The following is a 19,220-nucleotide window of genomic DNA, read 5'->3' as shown; positions in this document are numbered from 1 at the left end:
CGGTCGGTGGTCACATGGAGACATGAACGCGACCCTCGACGGTGACCGCATCCTCGACGCCGACCTCCCGGACTGGCGCTTCCTGCTGCGGCGCCTGCACGCCCGTTTCACGTACGACGACTACGCCGTCGGGCTCGCGCTCGTCGCCGCGATCGGCGAGCACGTCCAGGAGGTCGACCACCACCCCGACCTCGACCTGCGGTACGGCGCGCTCGCCGTCGCCACGTCGAGCCACGACGTCGGGGGCGTCACGGAGCGCGACGTGGCCCTCGCCCGTCGGGTCAGCGAGCTGGCGGCCGAGCTGGGCGCCCGTCCCGCGCCGTCGTCGGTGCAGGTGCTGGAGATCGCGCTGGACACCCCGGACCTCGCCGCCGTGCGCCCGTTCTGGCAGGCGGTCCTCGGACTCTCGTACGACGACGCGCGGCCCCACGAGCTCACCGACGGCACGGGCACGGTGCCGGCCCTGTGGTTCCAGGAGTGCGCACCGGAGCCGGCGGGTGCCCCCGAGGGCCGGATGCGCTTCCACCTCGACATCACGGTGCCGCACGACGTGGCCGAGGCGCGGGTGGCCGCCGCTCTCGAGGCGGGCGGCACGCTCGTCAGCGACAGCGCCGCACGGGCCTTCTGGGTGCTCGCGGACGCCCAGGGCAACAAGGCCTGCGTGTGCACCTGGCAGGACCGCGACTGATCTCGGCGCGGCACCTCCCCGACGCCGGGGAGGTGCCCGGCATCTGGGACCGCCGTACCAGGATGTGGAATGCGTGGCAGAGTGGGTTGACGTCGTCACCGTCTGACGGCGACCGTAGGCGCATGCGCATGAACCTTCTCGTATGCACGCGACGCGTGAGCTGAGACCCACAGGTCGAAGTTCCCGCGTCCACCCCTCGTTGCCGTCAGGCCGAGGGGTTTTTTGTTGGGCGGAGCACGGTGGAGGACCATCGGTGACGTCGAACAGCCGGACCCGGACGACACGAACCCGCCGCACCGTTGCGGCTGACCAGAGAGATGCGTCAGATGAGTGAGCAGAGCGCGGCATCCGCCCCGGAGATGACCGGGGCCCAGAGCCTGGTGAAGTCGCTGGAGAACGCGGGCGTCGACACCATCTTCGGCATCCCGGGCGGGGCGATCCTCCCCGCCTACGACCCGCTGATGGACTCCACGCAGATCCGCCACATCCTCGTGCGCCACGAGCAGGCCGGCGGCCACGCCGCCCAGGGGTACGCCGCGGCCACCGGCAAGGTGGGCGTCTGCATGGCCACCTCGGGCCCGGGCGCGACCAACCTGGTGACGCCGCTGGCGGACGCGCACATGGACTCGGTGCCGCTCGTCGCGGTGACGGGCCAGGTGGGCGCGGCGATGATCGGCACGGACGCCTTCCAGGAGGCCGACATCCGCGGCATCACGATGCCGGTCACCAAGCACAACTTCCTCGTCACGGACCCGGCCGACATCCCGCGCACGATCGCCGAGGCCTTCCACATCGCCTCGACCGGTCGCCCCGGCCCCGTGCTGGTCGACGTGGCGAAGTCGGCGCTGCAGGCGATGACGAGCTTCGACTGGCCGACCGGCATCAACCTGCCGGGCTACCGGCCCGTGACGCGGCCCCACAGCAAGCAGATCCGCGAGGCCGTCAAGCTGATCCTCGAGGCGCGTCGCCCGGTGCTGTACGTCGGCGGCGGCGTCATCCGCTCCGACGCCCACCGCGAGCTCCTCCGCCTCGCCGAGTTCACCGGCATGCCGGTCGTGACGACGCTGATGGCCCGCGGTGCGTTCCCCGACAGCCACCCGCAGCACCTCGGCATGCCCGGCATGCACGGCACCGTCGCCGCGGTCGCCGGCCTGCAGAAGAGCGACCTGATGATCAGCCTGGGCGCGCGCTTCGACGACCGGGTCACGGGCAACCTCGACTCGTTCGCGCCGAACGCGCTCGTCATCCACGCCGACATCGACCCGGCCGAGATCGGCAAGAACCGCCACGCCGACGTGCCGATCGTCGGCGACGCCAAGGAGGTCATCAACGAGCTCCTGGCGCTGCTGACCGCGCAGGCCGACGCCGGCCACACCGGCGACTACGAGGCGTGGGTCGCCTTCCTCGCGGGCGTGAAGAAGAAGTACGCGCTGGGCTACGACGCGCCGACCGACGGCTCGCTCGCCCCGCAGTACGTCATCGAGCGGCTGAGCGCGATCGCCGGTCCCGAGGCGGTCTACTGCTCCGGCGTCGGCCAGCACCAGATGTGGGCCGCGCAGTTCGTGCAGTACGAGAACCCGCGCACGTGGATCAACTCGGGCGGCCTCGGCACGATGGGCTTCTCCGTCCCGTCCGCGATGGGCGCGAAGGTCGGTCGTCCCGACGCCACGGTCTGGTCGATCGACGGCGACGGCTGCTTCCAGATGACCAACCAGGAGCTCGCCACCTGCGCCATCGAGGGCATCCCGATCAAGGTCGCGATCATCAACAACGAGTCGCTCGGCATGGTGCGGCAGTGGCAGACGCTGTTCTACAACTCGCGCTACTCCAACACCGACCTGCACTCGAAGCGCATCCCCGACTTCGTGAAGCTCGCCGACGCCTACGGCTGCGTGGGCCTCTCGTGCGACAGCCCGGGCGACGTCGACGCGACGATCAACAAGGCCATGGAGATCAACGACGTGCCCGTCGTGGTCGACTTCCGCGTGCACCGCGACGCGATGGTGTGGCCGATGGTCGCCGCCGGCACGAGCAACGACGACATCAAGTACGCGCGTGACCTCGCGCCCGACTTCGACGAGGACGACCTCTGATGACCGACAAGCACACGCTGTCCGTTCTCGTGGAGAACAAGCCGGGCGTCCTGGCCCGGATCGCCGGCCTGTTCAGCCGTCGCGGCTACAACATCGACAGCCTCGCGGTGGGCCCGACGGAGCACCCCGAGATCTCGCGCATGACGATCGTCGTCGACGTGGAGTCCTCGCCGATGGAGCAGGTCGTCAAGCAGCTGAACAAGCTCGTCGAGGTCATCAAGATCGTCGAGCTCGACCCCACCAACTCGGTGAGCCGCGAGCTGATGATGGTCAAGGTGCGGGCCGACACGGAGACCCGCGGCCAGGTGCTCGACACCGTCCAGCTGTTCCGCGCGAAGGTCGTCGACGTGGCGCCCGACGCGGTGACCATCCAGATCACCGGCAACTCGGCGAAGCTCGCCGACTTCCTCCGCATCCTGGAGCCCTTCGGGATCCGCGAGCTCGTCCAGTCCGGCATGGTCGGCATCGGACGCGGCTCCCGCTCCATCACCGAACGCACGATCCGACCGGTGCCCGTCGCGGTGCCGGCGCCCCCCGCCGCGGTCGTGGTCTGAGGCGCTCGCACCCGCGAGCGACCCCCGGGCCCGGCCCCCGACGTACCCCACCCAGCAGTCCAACCAGAAGGAGAAGCCCGACGTGGCTGAGATGTTCTACGACGACGACGCCGACCTGTCCCTGATCCAGGGCAAGAACGTGGCCGTGCTCGGCTACGGCAGCCAGGGCCACGCCCACGCGCTCAACCTGCGCGACTCGGGCGTCGACGTGCGCATCGGCCTGCCCGAGGGCTCGAAGAGCCGCGCCAAGGCGGAGGAGCAGGGCCTGCGCGTCCTCACCCCCGCGGCCGCGGTCGAGGAGGCCGACGTCATCGTCGTCCTCGCGCCCGACCAGGTCCAGCGCCACCTCTACACGGAGTCGATCGAGCCGAACATCGCCGAGGGCGACACGCTCGTCTTCGGTCACGGCTTCAACATCCGCTTCGGCTACATCCAGCCGCCCGCCGGCGTCGACGTCGTCCTCGTGGCGCCCAAGGCCCCGGGCCACACGGTGCGTCGCGAGTTCGTCGCGGGTCGCGGCATCCCCGACATCATCGCGGTCGAGCAGGACGCCAGCGGCACCGCCTGGGACCTCGCGAAGTCCTACGCCAAGGCCATCGGCGGCACGCGGGCGGGCGTCATCAAGACGACCTTCACCGAGGAGACCGAGACCGACCTGTTCGGTGAGCAGTCCGTGCTCTGCGGCGGCATGTCCCACCTCGTGCAGGCGGGCTTCGAGACGCTGACCGAGGCCGGCTACCAGCCGGAGATCGCCTACTTCGAGGTGCTGCACGAGCTCAAGCTCATCGTCGACCTCATGTGGGAGGGCGGCATCGCCAAGCAGCGCTGGAGCATCTCCGACACGGCCGAGTACGGCGACTACGTCTCCGGCCCGCGCATCGTCGACGCCGGTGTGAAGGACCGCATGAAGGACGTCCTCGCCGACATCCAGAGCGGTGCCTTCGCGAAGCGCTTCATCGACGACCAGGACGCCGGCGCGCCGGAGTTCAAGAAGCTGCGCGAGGAGGAGGCCGGTCACCCGATCGAGGCCACCGGCAAGACCCTGCGCGCGCAGTTCGCGTGGCAGCAGCAGGACGCCGACTACACCGAGGGCTCCGCCGCTCGCTGATCGTCACGCCGTACGGCGCCGCTCGCGGCCCGCACGCACCCGAACGCCTCCGGTCCCCGCGCGGGGACCGGAGGCGTTCGTCGTTCCGGGGAGCGTGGCCCGCGATCACTTCACCTCGGAGCGGGTCACCAGCCACAGCCCGACCAGCATCGGCAGCACCAGCCAGGGGAGCGAGGAGACGCCGAGCTGCGCCCACTGCTCGCCGTCGGGCCAGCCGTCGAAGAGGGCGGTCTGGGCGTAGCCGAAGTCGGCCCACGGCTGGGCGTCGGCCCACCGGTCCTGGAACGCGGCGAGGGTCATCGAGAGCGTCGGCACGACGAACGTGAAGACGAAGTAGCCGACGATCGCGGCGGGCGAGCTGCGCAGCAGCACGCCGAGCATGAAGCCGACAGCCATCCCGAGCAGGTTGGCGACGCCGAGCGAGGCGAACTCGCTCGGCGACACGTCCCACACGGGGTCGAGCCCGGTGAGGAGCGAGCCGACGAGGGTGCCGAGCGCGCCGACGCCGAGGGCCACCACCATCGAGACCACCCCGACGAGCAGGCTGACGACGGCCTTGGCGGCGATCACCCGCCCCCGGGACGGGACCATCGTGAAGGTGGCGAGCCCGCTGCGCTGGCTCCACTCGCTGGTGATCGAGAGGATCGCGAGCATCGGGAGGATCACGGCCATGGGGATGCCGATCGCGGAGGCGAACTGCTCGTAGGTGAGGGCCTCGTCGGGGGCGAAGGCGATCACGGCGCCCGTGGCCAGCACCGCGAGCACGACGATGGAGGCGGACAGCCAGAGACCGGCCCGGGTGTCGAAGGTCTTGCGGGCCTCCACGCGCACGAGGCGGCCGAACGGCGGGCGCGTCAGGTCGGTCCGCGGAGCCCGGGCCGGCGTGCCGGTCGGTGCGGCGGGTGCCGGGGTGAGGGTCGTGCTCATGCTGCTGCTCCTCTCAGGGGCGCGGGGGTCTCCCGCTGGGTGTCGGCGGTGAGCTGGAGGAACATCTCCTCGAGACCGGCGCCGTCGGCGGCCCGCAGCTGTGCGAGCGGCACGTCGGCGCGGTGGGCGAGCCGGCCGACGGCGGGGGCCTCGGCCTCGACGCGCAGGCCGCCGTCGGAGTCGCGCACGACCTCGACCCCGGCGTCGGTGCAGGCGCGCACGAGGGTCGCGGCGTCCGCCGGGTCGGCGGGCACGACGAACGTCCCGGCGCCGGCGAGCAGCTCGGCCTTCGTGCCCTGGGCGACGATGCGCCCGTGGCCGATGACGACGATGTCGTCGGCGACGACCTCGATCTCGCCGAGCAGGTGCGAGGAGAGCAGCACCGTGCCGCCACGCTGCGAGAACCCGCGCAGCACGTCGCGCATCCAGCGGATGCCGGCGGGGTCGAGGCCGTTGGCCGGCTCGTCGAGGATGAGCACGTCGGGGTCGCCGATCAGCGCGGCCGCGATGCCGAGACGCTGGCGCATGCCGAGCGAGTAGTGGCGCACCCGGCGGTCGGCCTCCGTGGCGGTGAGGGAGACCTGCTCGAGGCTCTCGCCGACCCGGGAGATCGGCAGGCCGATGGTGCGGGCGGCGATGGTGAGGATCTCCCGGCCGGTGCGGCCGGCGTGCTGGGCCGAGGCGTCGAGCAGCACCCCCACCTCGCGTGGCGGGTTGGGCAGGTCGGCGAAGCGGCGACCGCAGACCGTGGCGGTGCCGGAGGTGGGCGGCGTGAGGCCGACCATCATCCGCATGGCGGTCGACTTCCCGGCGCCGTTGGGGCCCAGGAACCCGGTGACCCGCCCGGGGCGGGCCGTGAAGGTGAGGTCGTCGACGGCGCGGTGGGCGCCGTACGTCTTGGTGAGCGCGGTGACATCGATCATGGGTCCGAGCCTCGTCCTCCGCAGGTGCCGCGCACATCGGGGAGATGCCTGGCCCGACCCTGAGCGGACCCCGGGGAATGCCGGCCGGCGGCCCGGGGTTGGACGGGTCATGCGCATCGACATCTGGTCCGACGTGGTCTGCCCCTGGTGCTTCGTCGGCAAGCGCCGTCTCGAGACGGCGCTGGCGGGCTTCGACCACGCCGACGACGTGGAGGTCGTCTACCACTCGTTCGAGCTGGACCCCTCCGCCCCGCAGCACGGCCACGAGCTGACGACGGGCGTCCTCGCCCGCAAGTACGGCAAGAGCGAGGCCGAGATGCGGCAGATGCAGCAGGGCCTCATCGACACCGCGAAGCTCGAGGGCCTCGACATGCGGCTCTTCGACAACGTGCACACCCGCACGGTCGACGCGCACCGCCTGCTCCACCTGGCCCTGGCCGAGGGGGGTCCGGCACAGCAGCGGGCGTTGAAGGAGGAGCTGCTCTCGGCGTACTTCCTGCGTGCGGAGAACGTGGGCGACCACGGCGTGCTCCGCGCCGCCGCCCTGGCCGCCGGGCTCGACGCGGGCCGGGTCGACGCGGTGCTGGCCGGTGACGAGTACGCCGACGCGGTCGCCGCCGACATCGCCCAGGCGCGGGCGTACGGCGCGACCGGCGTCCCGTTCTTCGTCGTCGACAGCCGCTACGGCATCTCGGGCGCCCAGCCCGCCGAGGTGTTCACGCAGGCCCTCGAGCAGGCGTGGGCGGAGAGCCACCCGACGCTGGCGACCGTGCCGGGCGCGTCCGACGACGCCGCCGCGTGCGGTCCGGACGGCTGCGCGATCTGATGCCGGCGCGGTGCGTGACGCACCGCGCACGACCAAGGTGAGGCTGGCCTCACCTTTTCGCCGATATGGGGATAGCATCCCATCTCGTGCTCGCCAGCTACCTGATCGGCCTGCGTGAGGGCCTCGAAGCCGCCCTCGTCGTCAGCATCCTCGTCGCCTACCTCGTGAAGACGGGGCGTCGTGCCCTGCTCTGGAAGGTGTGGGCCGGGGTCGCGGTCGCCGTCGCGGTCAGCCTCGCCTTCGGGGCCGCGCTCACCTTCGGCCCGCGCGGCCTCACCTTCGAGGCCCAGGAGCTCATCGGCGGCAGCCTCTCCATCGTCGCCGTCGGCTTCGTGACCTGGATGATCTTCTGGATGGCGGGCAATGCCCGGAGCATGGCGGGCGAGCTGCGCGGCAAGGTCGACGGGGCCGTCGACGCCAAGCCGTGGTCGCTGGTGCTCATCGCCGTGCTGGCCGTCGGTCGCGAGGGCCTCGAGACGGCGCTCATCGTGTGGTCCACGAGCCGGTCGGTGACGGGCGAGGGCACGGCCGACGGCGTCCCGACCTGGGAGCCCGTCCTCGGCGTCGTGCTCGGCCTCGCCACGGCCGTCGCCATCGGCTTCGGCCTCTACCGCGGCGCGGTGACCCTCAACCTGAGCAAGTTCTTCACCTGGACCGGCGGCTTCCTCGTGGTCGTGGCCGCGGGCGTGCTCGCGTACGGCGTGCACGACCTCCAGGAGGCCCGCTTCCTGCCCGGCCTCAACAGCCTCGCCTTCGACGTGACGAGCTGGTACGACGCCGGGTCCTGGTACGGCACGCTCCTCAAGGGCGTCCTCAACTTCTCCCCGCAGACCACGTGGCTCGAGGCGATCGCCTGGGTCGGCTACCTGGTGCCGGTGATGTTCCTCTTCCTCCGCGCCGTACGACGGCGCCCGGCGGCCCCCGGCACCTCGCCGGCCGCTCCCACCCAGCAGAAGGAAATCGCATGACCCGCTCCCTGCGTCCCGGTGCCCGGCGCACCCTCGCGGTCGTCGCCGCCGCGGCCCCGCTCGCCCTCCTCGTGGCGGGCTGCACCGAGAACGTCGACCCCGACGACGCCGCCGAGGGCACGCGTGCGCTCAGCGTCACCGCGTCCGACGACGGCTGCGAGGTCTCCGCGACCGACGCGCCCGCGGGCACCCTCACGTTCGACGTGACGAACTCGGGCGACGAGGTCACGGAGTTCTACCTGCTCGACGGCGACGGCCTGCGCATCGTCGGCGAGGTCGAGAACATCGCGCCCAACACGAGCGCGAAGCTGACCGTCAACGCCGTCGAGGGCGACTACCAGACCGCCTGCAAGCCGGGCATGGTCGGCGACGGCATCCGCGCCGACTTCGCCGTCACCACCTCCGACGAGGAGGTCGAGGTCTCCGAGGACGACCAGGCCGTCGTCGACGACGCGCTCGCGAACTACGCGGCGTACGTCGAGGACCAGGCCGGTCAGCTGCTCGTGAAGACCGAGGAGTTCGCGGCCCTCGTGCAGGCGCGCGACGACGACGCCGCGCGGGCCCTCTACCCGGAGGCCCGCGTGCACTGGGAGCGCATCGAGACCGTGGCCGAGTCGTTCGGCACGCTCGACCCCGACATGGACCTGCGCGAGGCCGACCTCGAGCCCGACCAGGAGTGGACGGGCTGGCACCGCCTGGAGAAGGAGCTGTGGCCCGAGGACGCGGTCGGCTACACGCCGATGACCGACGCCGAGCGCACGGAGTACACCGAGCACCTCGTCGGCAAGACCGAGGAGCTCGTCGCGCTGGTCGCGGAGACCGAGTACACGATCGACGACCTCTCCAACGGTTCGCGCGGCCTGCTCGAGGAGGTCGCGACCGGCAAGATCACGGGCGAGGAGGAGGCCTGGTCGCACACCGACCTCTGGGACTTCCAGGCCAACGTCGACGGCGCCCGCGTGGCCTACGAGGGCGTGCGCCCGCTCGTCGAGAGCAGCGACCCCGACCTGGCCACGACCCTCGACGACGAGTTCGCGTCGTTGCAGGCCCTCCTCGACGCGCTGCGCGAGGGTGACGGCTTCGTCTCCTACGACACGGTCGGCGACGAGCAGCGCGGCGAGCTGTCGGACGCGGTGAACGCGCTCTCCGAGCCGCTGTCGCTGCTGACCGCTGCCGTGGTCTCCTGACGACCGTGCCCGACCAGGAACCCGCGCAGCCCGGGCCCGACGCGCCCCGCCGGGGAGTCTCCCGCCGGGGGCTCCTCGGCGGAGGCGTGCTGCTCGGCGGCGCCGCGCTCGCGACGGGCGGGTACGTCGCGGGCCAGGCCGGTGCCGAGGCTGCGGGCGGCGGGGGCGACACCGCGTCGTACCCGTTCCGCGGCACGCACCAGGCTGGCATCGTCACCGAGGCCCAGGACCGCCTGCACTTCGCGGCGTTCGACGTCATCACCGACGACCGGGACCGGCTGGTCGACCTGCTGCGGCGCTGGACCGACGCGGCCGAGCGGATGACGCAGGGCCAGTCCGCCGGTCCGCTGGGGGCGGTCAACGGGGGCCAGAACCTGCCGCCCGACGACACGGGCGAGGCGCTCGACCTGCCGCCGTCGGGACTCACGGTGACGTTCGGCTTCGGCCCGGGCCTGTTCGACCACCCCGACGACGGCGACCGGTTCGGGATCGCCGACCGCCGTCCGGCCGCGCTCGAGCCTCTGCCGCACTTCCCGGCCGACGTGCTCGACCCCGCGCGCTCCGGCGGCGACCTGTGCATCCAGGCCTGCGCGCACGACCCCCAGGTGGCGGTGCACGCGATCCGCAACCTGGCGCGGATGGGGTTCGGCACCGTCTCGGTGCGCTGGTCGCAGCTCGGCTTCGGCCGCACGTCGACCACGACGACGAGCCAGTCGACGCCGCGCAACCTGTTCGGGTTCAAGGACGGCACCATGAACATCCGGGCCGAGGAGACGCAGGCGCTGGACGACCACGTCTGGGTCGGCGCCGACGACGACCCCGCGGCGGCGTGGCTGACCGGTGGCTCCTACCTGGTCGCCCGCCGCGTCGCGATGACCATCGAGGTCTGGGACCGGCAGCCCCTGGGCGACCAGGAGCGGTTCGTGGGCCGGTTCAAGGGCTCGGGCGGTCCGCTCTCGGGCGGTGCGGAGGACGTCGACCCCGACTTCGAGATGCAGGGCAGCGACGGGCCGATCATGCCCGTCGACGCCCACGTCAGCATGGTGCACCCGAGCCGGTTCGAAGGCGCCCGGATGCTGCGGCGCGGCTACAACTTCGTCGACGGCACGACCGAGCTCGGCGGTCTCGACGCGGGTCTGTTCTTCATCGCGTTCGTGCGCGACCCGCGCACCGGCTTCATCCCGGTGCAGACGGCGATGGCCCGCAGCGACCTGCTCATGGAGTACCTGCGCTTCACCTCCTCCGCCCTGTTCGCCGTGCCCCCGGGCGTCGCTCCGGGCGAGCACGTCGGGCAGGCGCTCTTCGCCTGACGCACCCGTCGCGCGGAGGCCCATGGTGCCTCCCGACCGGCCCTCGCGCGACCGGTCGTCCGCTCGCCTGTGGACGAGCCGCCGGGTCGTCGCGGTCGTCCACAGGCCGGCCGGCGGGCGCTTCCGTCGTACCCCCTCGTCGGGCCACGCTGGTGCCCGTCGACCGGTGTCCGTGCCGGTCGCGACACCGACGAGGAGACGGGGGAGACATGGGCGAGGAGCAGGTGCCGTACGCCGGGGCCGCGGAGGCCCGCGCGGCGATCGACGAGGTGGTGCGCGACGCGGAGGCCCGGGCGGAGCGGGCGCGCCGGTACGCCGCCTCGCTGGAGGAGGTCCGGGTCGTCGGACGCCACGCCGCGGGCGCGACGGTCACCCTCGACCACCTCGGTGCCGTGGTCGCGCTCGAGGTCGACGACCGGCTCGCGGCCGGCGGGGGCGACCGCGTGGGGCGCACGGTCCTGGCGGCGGTCGGGGCGGCGCGGTCGCGTCTGCCCGGCGTGCTCGACCACATCGCGTCGGACGCCTTCGGGCCCGGCTCCGCGACCGCGCAGCACCTGCGGGAGCAGGCGGCCCTGGTCTTCGGGGTCCCGACCCCGTCAGCCCGTACGGCGCCCGCCGGCGCCCTGCCCGACGGGGTGCTCCGGTGACGGCGCGGCTCGCGGCGACCACCGAGGAGCTGCGCCGCCACGCCCGCCGGGTCGAGGCGATCGCGGACGAGTCGGCCGTCGTGCTCGACGCGGCCGCCGGCACCGCGGTCTCGGCCGACGCCTTCGGGCGGCTCTGCTCCTTCGTGCACGGGGCGCTGGCGCCGCTGCAGGTCGGGGGAGTGGCGGCCTGCGCGACGACGGTGGGTGCGCTGACGCTGGCCGCCGGCGAGCTGCGCGCCACCGCCCTCGGCATCGACGTGGCCGACGGTCTCTCCGCGGACGTCGGCCGGGGGCTGGGCGAGGTCGTCGAGCACGTGCGGGGGCTGCCGTGGCGCGAGGTCGGGACGGTGGTCGGCGCATGAGCGACAACCCGTACGTCGCGACCGCCGTCGACAGCACGGGCCCCACGACCGGCTCCGGCCCCCTCGACACGCTCCACACGCTGGGGGTCGCGGCCCGCGACGGCGACTGGATCGAGAGCACGGTGCTCTCCGGCTGCCTCGCCGCCGAGGCGGGCGACCTCGCCCAGGAGGCCATGGCCCAGCGCAGCCTGTTCGGCCCGCTCGTCTCGTTGGGCATCGGCTGGGTGATGGAGCACTTCGACCCCCTCAGCCGCATGCTCGACGACCTCGCGGGCGACCCCGACGCCGTCATGGCGCTCGCCGCGACCTGGGACAACGTGGCTGCCGGTCTCGACACGGTCGCGGACGACTACGGCTCGGCGGCCCGCGTCGCGACGGCGGGCTGGGACGGCATGGCCTCCGACGCGTACGGCGCGTTCGCCGGCTCCCGGGCCCTCATGGTCGAGGCCTGCTCGGTCGCCGCGGCGGGCGTCGGCGGCGCGATGCGGCTCGGCGCGTCGTTGGTCGCCGGGGTGCGCCAGCTCGTGCGGGAGACCATCAGCGGGGTGGTCGCCTGGCTCCTCGAGCGGGCCCCGGCCCTGCTCACCGGGGTCGGCGTGCCCGTCGTGCTGGGTGACCTGGGGAGGCGCGTCGCGAGCGAGACGAGCCGGGTGCGCGGCGTGCTCGACGACCTCGTCAGCGCGTTCAGCCGGCTGCGCGACGACATCGGCGGCATCACGGCGGCGCTCGACGCCGTCGCGATGACCTCCACCGTCGGCCTCGGCGCGGTGCGCCACGCGCTGACGTACGACGACCTGTGAGGCGCGCGTCGGTGGTCGAGGAGCGAGCGCCGGCTGAGCTCCCGGTGGTTGAGGAGCGAGCGCCGGCGAGCGTCTCGAGACCACGCTTCCCGCCCGGGGGGTGAGCCGGTGAGGTGCGCTCCGGTGCCACCTGCTGACACCGGAGCGCACCTCTGGACCGACGCCGTGCGCCAGCCGGGTGATCCGGTGCCACCAGACGGCACCGGATCACCCGGATCGCCCGGGTCTCACGCCTCGGGGCCGGGTGCCTCGGCCGACAGGTCCACCACCCGGTCGATCTCGAGGTCGTCGAGGAACCGCTGGTCGTGGCTGACGACGAGCAGCGCGCCGCGGTAGGCGGCGAGGGCGCCGAGGAGGGCGTCGTACGTCGCGAGGTCGAGGTTGTTGGTGGGCTCGTCGAGGAGCAGCAGCCGGGGCGCCGGTCGGGCCAGCAGCAGCGCCGCGAGCTCGGCGCGGAAGCGTTCGCCGCCCGACAACGACCCCACGGCCCGGTCGGCGCGCGCACCGCGGAAGCCGAACCGGGCCAGCCCGGCGCGGACGTCCTGCAGCTCCGCCTCGGGTGCCTGCGCGCGCACCCCGTCGACCACCGTCGCGCCGGGGTCGAGCCCGTCGAGCCGCTGTCGCAGCAGACCGAGCGGCACCCCCACGTCGACGGTGCCGGCCCGGGCTCCGACGAGCCCCGCGACCGTGTGCAGCAGCGTCGTCTTGCCCGTCCCGTTCGCCCCGACCACCGCGATCCGCTCGGGACCGGTGACCACGAGGTCGATCGCGCGACCGGTGCGGAGCACGAGGTCACGGGTCTCGAGCACGGGGGTGCCACGCCGTACCTCGGTGTCGGGCAGGTCGATGCGCACCGAGGTGTCCTCACGCACCCGCGCCTCCGCCTCCTCGACCTGCTCGCGGGCGTCGTCGACGCGCTCACCGTGGGTGCCGCGCAGCGAGGCGGCGGATCCCTCGGCACAGTTCTTGCGGGCGTTGACCAGGATCTTCGGCAGGTTCTGCGTGGCCTGCGTCCTCCGGGCCACCCGACGGCGCTGCGCGAGCAGCTGCTCGGCCTCGGCCCGGCCGCGCTCCCGGCGCCGCAGCTCGCCGCGCGCGGCGTCGAGCGCCGCAGCGGCCGCCTCCTGCTGGGCGTCGCGCTGCTCGACGTACGACGACCAGCCCCCGGCGTACCAGGTCAGCTCGCCGTCGTGGAGCTCGCCGACCCGCTCGACGCGCTCGAGCAGGTCGCGGTCGTGGGAGACGACGACGAGGTTGCCGCCCCAGGACCCGACGACGTCGTGCACGCGGGCCCGGGCCGCGGTGTCCAGGTTGTTGGTCGGCTCGTCGAGCAGCAGCACGTCGGGCGCGTCCAGCAGCTGGCGGGCGAGCCCGAGGCGCACGACCTCGCCGCCCGACAGCTCACCGAGCCGGCGGTCGAGCACGTCGTGGGGCAGCCCCAGCCGGTCGAGGTCGGCGAGCAGCCGCTCCTCGGCGTCCCACCGTCCGTCGAGCGCGTCGAAGTGGCGCTGGTCGAGCGACCCGCCCTCGATCGCGGCCCGGGCCGCGCGCAGACCGGCGATGCCGACGAACCGGTCGACGGGCTCGGCGACGGCGGAGGTGAGGTCCTGCGCCAGGTAGCCGACCCGGCCGGCCACCGAGGCGTGGCCGGCGACCTCCGCGGCGCCCGGGGGCAGCGCGCCCGCCAGCACGCGGAGCAGGGTCGACTTGCCGGACCCGTTGCTGCCCACGAGCCCCGTGCGTCCGGGTCCGAAGCGGGCGTCGAGACCGCGCAGGGCGGTGGTGCCGTCGGGCCAGGTGACGGTGAGCGAGGCCAGGGTGATGACTGCGGAGGGGAGTGACATGCGTGCTCCTGAGGTGACGTCGGGAGCCGACCGGGGCGCGGGCACGGTGGTGTCGGGCACGGTGGTGCGCGGGGCCTCGGCGGTCGGCAGGGGGCGACGTCAGACGAGCAACAGGAGCCTCTCGAGCGGCAGTGGGACCCGTCGAACCTAGGGGCGCCCCGAGGTCGGGTCAACGGGTTTTCCCGCTCGCTCGCCGGCCCCCGGTAGCATCGGCCCCCGCACACCGTGGTGCAGATCCTCCCGACGCGCGCGCCCGAACGAGGCCCGCGCGCTGCACCGAAGGTGGCGCCCCCGTGATCGACGCGTGATCCAGCCCGAGCCCGGCCGACGGCCCGTCGTCGTCCTCTCCGAGCCCCTGAGCCCTGCGACGGTCGCCGCCCTCGGTCCCGAGTTCGACGTCGTCCGCGTCGACGGGTGCGACCGCACGGCGCTCCTCGCCGCGGTGACCCGCGCCGACGCGCTCGTCGTCCGCTCGGGCACCCGCGTCGACCGCGCCCTCCTCGACGCCGCCCCCCGGCTGCGCGTCGTCGCCCGCGCGGGCGTCGGCCTCGACAACATCGACGTCCGGGCCGCCACGCAGAACGGCGTGATGGTCGTCAACGCCCCCTCGGCCAACGTCGTCAGCGCGGCCGAGCTCACCGTGGCCCTCGTGCTCGCCGCCGCCCGGCACGTCCCGGCCGCCCAGGCGTCCCTCCGGGCGGGGGAGTGGGACCGCTCCCGTTTCGTCGGCACCGAGCTGCACGGCAAGACCGCGGGCATCGTCGGGCTCGGACGCGTGGGCGTGCTCGTCGCCCAGCGCCTCGCCGCCTTCGGGATGGACCTCGTCGCGTACGACCCCTACGTCCAGGCCGGCATGGCCGCGCGCACCGGCGTACGCCTCGTCGACCTCGACCAGCTGCTCGAGCAGGCCGACGTGCTGACCGTGCACCTGCCCCGCACCGCCGAGACCGTCGGCGTGATCGGCGCCGCCGAGCTCGCCCGGGTCCGGCCCGGCGCGATCCTGGTCAACGCCTCGCGCGGCGGGGTCGTCGACGAGGACGCGCTCCACGCGGCCTGCAAGGAGGGCCACCTGGCGGCCGCCGGCGTGGACGTCTTCGCGCAGGAGCCGCCCACCGGCAGCCCGCTGCTCGAGCTCGACAACGTGGTCACCACGCCCCACCTCGGCGCCGCGACCCACGAGGCCCTCGAGAAGGCGGGCCTGGCCGTCGCACGCTCGGTGCGCCAGGCCCTCGCCGGTGAGCTCGTGCCCGACGCCGTCAACGTGCAGGGCGGGGTGATCGCCGAGCCCGTGCGGGCCGGCATCGGCCTCACCGAGCGCCTGGGCCGGATCTTCACCGCCCTCGCCGGCGAGGTGGCGCAGCAGGTGGACGTCGAGGTGCGCGGCGAGATCACCGAGCACGACGTGCGGGTGCTCGAGCTCGCGGCCCTCAAGGGCGTCTTCGCCGACATCACCGGCGAACGGGTCTCCTACGTCAACGCCCCGCTCCTGGCCGCCGAGCGGGGCATGGCCGTCCAGCTCGTCACCGACCCGGAGAGCCCCGACCACCGCAACGTCGTGGCCCTCCGCGGCACGCTCGCCGACGGCACGCGCATCCGGGTCGCCGGCACCCTCGTCGGCATCGCGCAGCGTCCGCGCCTCGTCGCCGTCAACGGCTTCGACGTCGACATCGAGGCCGGCGAGCACCTCGCCTTCCTCTCGTACGACGACCACCTCGGCGTCGTGGGCCAGATCGGCATGCTGCTGGGCCAGGCGGGCGTGAGCATCGCCGGCATGCAGGTCTCCCGCGGCACCGGCCGGACCGGCGGCGCGCGGGGCGACAGCCTGGTCGTGCTCTCCACCGACCGCGCGATCGACGAGCGCGTGCTCGCCGACATCAGCCACGCGATCGACGCCACGGACGCCCGCGCGGTCAGCCTGGTCTGAGGCCGCTCACGCCACCATGACGGGCGATCCGGCGCGGGACCGCCCCGACCCCGCGCCGTCGGCGACCCGGGCCCACGCCCGCGCGAGGCGGGCGACGGCGAGGTCGAGCTGCCCGGCGTCCTGCGCGTAGGGCAGCCGCACGAACCTGTCCAGCCCGCCCGTGGCGGCGAACTGCGGACCCGCCGTGATCACGAGACCGAGCCGCTCCGCCTCGTGGGCGACCTGGCTGGCGCTCGCGTGGGGCACGTCGGGCAGCTCGCACCACAGCACCATCCCGCCGGCGGGCACCGTGAACCGCCAGTCGGGGAGCTCCCGGCGTACCGCGGCGACCAGGTGGTCGCGCTGGACCCGCAGCCGGTCGCGCTGCGCCACCAGTGCCGCCCCGTCCCCGGCCAGCAGGTGGGTGAGCACCAGCTGCTCGAAGACAGGTGCGCCGAGGTCGAGCCCGAGCCGCGCCTCGACGGCCTCGCCGACGCGGGCGGCCGGCATCCGGATCCAGCCCAGCCGCAGCCCGCCCCACCAGGCCTTGCTGGCGCTGCCCAGCGTGATCGTGGAGGGCGCGTACGTCGCGAACGGCGCCGGCACCTCGACCTCGTCGAGCACGAGCGCGCGGTGGGCCTCGTCGACCACCGGCGTCACGTGCGCGTCGGCGAGGTGCCGCGCCAGCGTCGCCCGGTCGGGGCCGGACATGAGGTGGCCGGTCGGGTTCTGGAAGTCCGGGATCAGGTACGCCGCCCGCGGGGCCGCCTGCCGCAGCGCCGCCCCGACCGCGTCGAGGTCCCAGCCGTCGCGGTGCACCGGCGCGGTGGTGATGCGTGCACCGAAGTTGCGCAGGGCGCTGACGGCGTTGGGGTAGACCGGCGACTCGACGAGCGCCCGGTCGCCGGGCCGCAGGAGCGTCCGGGCGGCGACGGCCGTGCCGGAGAGCGCGCCCGTGGTCACCAGCACCTGCTCGGGCCGGGTCGGCAGGCCCTGGCGCTCGTACGACGCCGCGATCGCCTCCGCGAGCTGGGGGAGGGCGGTCGGGAAGTAGCCGTGGCCGCCGAGGTACGCCGGCAGGTCGGCCGCCGCGGCGGCGTACGCCTCCGCGATGCCGGGCGGGGCCGAGGTGGCGGCGCAGACGAGGTCCTGCACCTCGCCCGAACCGACGTCCCGGGTCGCCGGGCTCGACGGGGTCAGGGCGCGGTCGCGGGCCCGACCGCGCCCACCCGGCACCCGGGCGAACGTCCCGGAGCCGCGGCGGGCGACGGCGTACCCCTGGTCGACGAGCAGGGCGTAGGCCCGCGCCACCGTGGTGCGCGAGACGCCGAGCACGCCGGTGAGGTCGCGCTCGCTGGGCAGCTTCGCGTCGTACGGGATGCGGCCGTCGCCGATGGCCAGCCGCAGGGCGCCGGCCAGCCCGTCGTACGCCGGAGTGCGGGAGAACCCGTCGACGAGGGTGGCCATGCGCTGAGGGCTGATCGTGACGCTCATGCAGGCCACTCTTCCGCAAGTGGCTATTCAGGACAAGGCCAATGGGCTGCAGGCTGAGTCCATGAACGTTCCGCGTCGCTCCCTCGTCGACCTCGGTCCCCTCGCCCAGCTGCGGGCCGGGCGCCTCGCGCGCCGGCTCCCGCAGATGACGGTCGGTCTCGTCCTGTACGGCGTCTCGCTCGCCCTCATGGTGCGCGGCGCCGTGGGCCTCGCGCCGTGGGACGTGCTGCACTCCGGGCTCGCCGGTCTCGTGCCGCTGACGCTCGGCCAGGTGCTGATCCTCACCAGCGTCGTCGTGCTCGCGCTGTGGTGGCCGCTGCGGGAGGTGCCGGGGGTCGCGACGGTCGCCAACCCCCTGCTCATCGGGCTCAGCGCCGACCTGTTCATCGCGCTCATCGCGCCGCCCGAGGCGATGGCCGCCCGGATCGCGCTGATGGTCGGCGGCGTCGTGCTCTGCGGCTTCGCCTCCGCGCTCTACATCGGCGCCCAGCTCGGGCGCGGTCCGCGCGACGGGCTCATGACGGGGCTGTCGCGCCGTACCGGCTGGTCGCTGCGGTCGGTGCGCACCGGCATCGAGGTCTCCGTGGTGCTCGCCGGGCTGGCGCTCGGGGGCGTGGCCGGCGTCGGCACGCTGCTCTACGCGCTCGCGATCGGCCCGTTGGCCCAGCTGATGCTGCCGTGGTGCACCGTCGAGCTCGCCTCACCGGCGGTGGCGGTGGGGGAGGGCGACGCGGGCGAGGGTCAGCGGCGCGTGGCGACGACGGCCGAGGCGTCGGAGGCGACCATCACCTCGACCGCGGTGAACCGCTCGTCGGTCAGCCACTGCTCGCGGAGCGTGTCGACCCGCCCGTAGGTGATCGGCGGCCACATCTCGCACGGCACGAAGTCGTCGAGCACGACGATGCCGCCCGGCTCCACGAGGTCGGCGATCTGGTCGACGCCGACCGAGCCCGGGTCGCCCGAGTCCAGGAAGAGCAGCGAGAACGGGCCCTTGCTGCCGAGGGTCGACCAGTCGGCGGCGAGCACCTCGACCTGGGGGTCGTCCACGAAGATCTCGGCCGCGGCGCCGGCGAGCTTCTCGTCCAGCTCGGCGGTGAGGATGTGGGCCGCGCCCCGCACTCCGCTGCGCAGCCAGGCCGTCCCGACGCCGCACCCGGTGCCGAACTCGGCCATCACGCCGCCCCGCGTGGCGGCCAGCATCGCGAGCAGCCGGCCGGTCTCGTTGCGGCAGAAGGAGACGTAGCCCGCGCGGCGGGAGACGTCGAACGCACGGGCCACGATGTCGGGGAGTTCGGGGGGTGCGCTCACCCCGACGAGTCTGCCATCCCGGCCTCGTTGTCTCGCATCGTGAGCCAGTTCACGTGACCCCCTCCTCGGGGACCCGACCGGGGAGTACGGTCGCCCCACTATGCGGAGCGTTCTCGTACTTATCGAGTGCCGCGGCGAGGCCTACTGACGGTGAGGCCACCTCGCCGCGGCGTTCGGCGTTGAACTCGGCCTCATCGGATCCCCGCACCACGGCGACCGGCTCCCACCCCTGATCGGTCGCCCGTGCGGGCCTGACGCCCCGCGACGGAACGCAGCAG

The 19,220-nt window shown here is 73.8% G+C and carries 18 protein-coding genes; 13 read left to right on the top strand and 5 right to left on the bottom strand.

Annotation, left to right across the window (positions count from 1 at the left end; genetic code table 11):
* Window positions 1-22 precede the first annotated feature (22 nt).
* The 4 genes from K329_RS0104765 (at window position 23) to ilvC (ending at window position 4,443) form a co-directional block, all read left to right on the top strand.
* Window positions 23-688: a VOC family protein gene (locus tag K329_RS0104765; RefSeq protein WP_028472168.1), complete on the top strand. Its 666-nt coding sequence runs from the start codon at window positions 23-25 to the stop codon at window positions 686-688.
* Between the two features lie 305 nt (window positions 689-993).
* On the top strand, window positions 994-2,781 hold the full coding sequence (locus K329_RS0104760; protein ID WP_425411470.1) for an acetolactate synthase large subunit: 1,788 nt from the start codon (window positions 994-996) through the stop codon (window positions 2,779-2,781).
* Window positions 2,781-3,335, top strand: coding sequence for an acetolactate synthase small subunit (gene ilvN / locus K329_RS0104755; RefSeq protein WP_028472166.1), 555 nt, complete (start codon window positions 2,781-2,783; stop codon window positions 3,333-3,335). Before K329_RS0104760 ends, ilvN begins: the two co-directional genes overlap by 1 nt.
* A gap of 82 nt (window positions 3,336-3,417) precedes the next feature.
* Window positions 3,418-4,443: a ketol-acid reductoisomerase gene (gene ilvC, locus K329_RS0104750; RefSeq protein ID WP_028472165.1), complete on the top strand. Its 1,026-nt coding sequence runs from the start codon at window positions 3,418-3,420 to the stop codon at window positions 4,441-4,443.
* A gap of 105 nt (window positions 4,444-4,548) precedes the next feature.
* On the opposite strand, the gene K329_RS0104745 is transcribed toward ilvC, so the two are convergent.
* Both K329_RS0104745 and K329_RS0104740 read right to left on the bottom strand, forming a co-directional pair.
* A complete protein-coding gene (locus K329_RS0104745; protein WP_028472164.1) occupies window positions 4,549-5,370 on the bottom strand; it encodes an ABC-2 transporter permease in 822 nt (273 codons plus the stop codon).
* The gene (locus K329_RS0104740; RefSeq protein WP_043642021.1) at window positions 5,367-6,293 is read right to left on the bottom strand and encodes an ABC transporter ATP-binding protein; all 927 of its coding nucleotides are present in this window, start codon (window positions 6,291-6,293) and stop codon (window positions 5,367-5,369) included. Before K329_RS0104740 ends, K329_RS0104745 begins: the two co-directional genes overlap by 4 nt.
* Before the next feature lie 109 nt (window positions 6,294-6,402).
* On the opposite strand from K329_RS0104740, the gene K329_RS0104735 reads away from it, so the two are divergent.
* From K329_RS0104735 to K329_RS29320, 7 genes are all read left to right on the top strand, one after another.
* Window positions 6,403-7,119: a DsbA family oxidoreductase gene (locus tag K329_RS0104735; protein WP_028472162.1), complete on the top strand. Its 717-nt coding sequence runs from the start codon at window positions 6,403-6,405 to the stop codon at window positions 7,117-7,119.
* Between the two features lie 86 nt (window positions 7,120-7,205).
* Complete coding sequence (efeU, locus tag K329_RS0104730; protein WP_028472161.1) at window positions 7,206-8,087, top strand: iron uptake transporter permease EfeU; 882 nt, start codon at window positions 7,206-7,208, stop codon at window positions 8,085-8,087.
* Window positions 8,084-9,274: an iron uptake system protein EfeO gene (gene efeO, locus K329_RS0104725; RefSeq protein WP_028472160.1), complete on the top strand. Its 1,191-nt coding sequence runs from the start codon at window positions 8,084-8,086 to the stop codon at window positions 9,272-9,274. Before efeU ends, efeO begins: the two co-directional genes overlap by 4 nt.
* Window positions 9,275-9,279: 5 nt before the next feature.
* Window positions 9,280-10,584, top strand: a complete 1,305-nt coding sequence (efeB, locus tag K329_RS0104720; RefSeq protein ID WP_028472159.1) for an iron uptake transporter deferrochelatase/peroxidase subunit — start codon at window positions 9,280-9,282, stop codon at window positions 10,582-10,584.
* 209 nt (window positions 10,585-10,793) lie between these two features.
* Window positions 10,794-11,231: a hypothetical protein gene (locus K329_RS0104715; RefSeq protein ID WP_028472158.1), complete on the top strand. Its 438-nt coding sequence runs from the start codon at window positions 10,794-10,796 to the stop codon at window positions 11,229-11,231.
* Window positions 11,228-11,593 carry a type VII secretion target gene (locus K329_RS0104710; protein WP_028472157.1) on the top strand — a complete coding sequence of 122 codons (366 nt, stop codon included), beginning with the start codon at window positions 11,228-11,230 and terminating at the stop codon, window positions 11,591-11,593. Before K329_RS0104715 ends, K329_RS0104710 begins: the two co-directional genes overlap by 4 nt.
* Window positions 11,590-12,393, top strand: a complete 804-nt coding sequence (locus K329_RS29320; RefSeq protein WP_052336348.1) for a hypothetical protein — start codon at window positions 11,590-11,592, stop codon at window positions 12,391-12,393. The genes K329_RS0104710 and K329_RS29320 overlap by 4 nt, the downstream gene beginning before the upstream one ends.
* Before the next feature lie 227 nt (window positions 12,394-12,620).
* Here K329_RS29320 and K329_RS0104700 read toward each other — a convergent pair whose 3' ends face one another.
* Window positions 12,621-14,237 (bottom strand): ABC-F family ATP-binding cassette domain-containing protein, encoded by a 1,617-nt coding sequence (locus tag K329_RS0104700; protein ID WP_028472156.1) that lies wholly within the window; start codon window positions 14,235-14,237, stop codon window positions 12,621-12,623.
* Between the two features lie 304 nt (window positions 14,238-14,541).
* Here K329_RS0104700 and serA point away from each other — a divergent pair, with 304 nt between their 5' ends.
* Entirely contained in the window at window positions 14,542-16,161 is a 1,620-nt protein-coding gene (gene serA, locus K329_RS0104695; protein ID WP_028472155.1) for a phosphoglycerate dehydrogenase, read from the top strand.
* 6 nt (window positions 16,162-16,167) lie between these two features.
* Here serA and yczR read toward each other — a convergent pair whose 3' ends face one another.
* Window positions 16,168-17,634: a MocR-like transcription factor YczR gene (yczR, locus tag K329_RS0104690; protein ID WP_028472154.1), complete on the bottom strand. Its 1,467-nt coding sequence runs from the start codon at window positions 17,632-17,634 to the stop codon at window positions 16,168-16,170.
* A gap of 61 nt (window positions 17,635-17,695) precedes the next feature.
* Between yczR and yczE the strand changes: the two genes are divergently transcribed.
* A complete protein-coding gene (gene yczE, locus K329_RS24590) occupies window positions 17,696-18,487 on the top strand; it encodes a membrane protein YczE (RefSeq protein WP_211225725.1) in 792 nt (263 codons plus the stop codon).
* Here yczE and K329_RS0104680 read toward each other — a convergent pair.
* On the bottom strand, window positions 18,376-18,942 hold the full coding sequence (locus K329_RS0104680) for an O-methyltransferase (protein WP_052336347.1): 567 nt from the start codon (window positions 18,940-18,942) through the stop codon (window positions 18,376-18,378). The genes yczE and K329_RS0104680 overlap by 112 nt on opposite strands.
* Window positions 18,943-19,220 lie beyond the last annotated feature (278 nt).

The sequence above is a fragment of the Nocardioides alkalitolerans DSM 16699 genome (assembly GCF_000426525.1).
Taxonomy (GTDB): domain Bacteria; phylum Actinomycetota; class Actinomycetes; order Propionibacteriales; family Nocardioidaceae; genus Nocardioides; species Nocardioides alkalitolerans.
The sequence above is the reverse complement of the archived record's forward strand: the minus strand, read 5'-3'. Positions and strand labels throughout refer to the sequence as shown.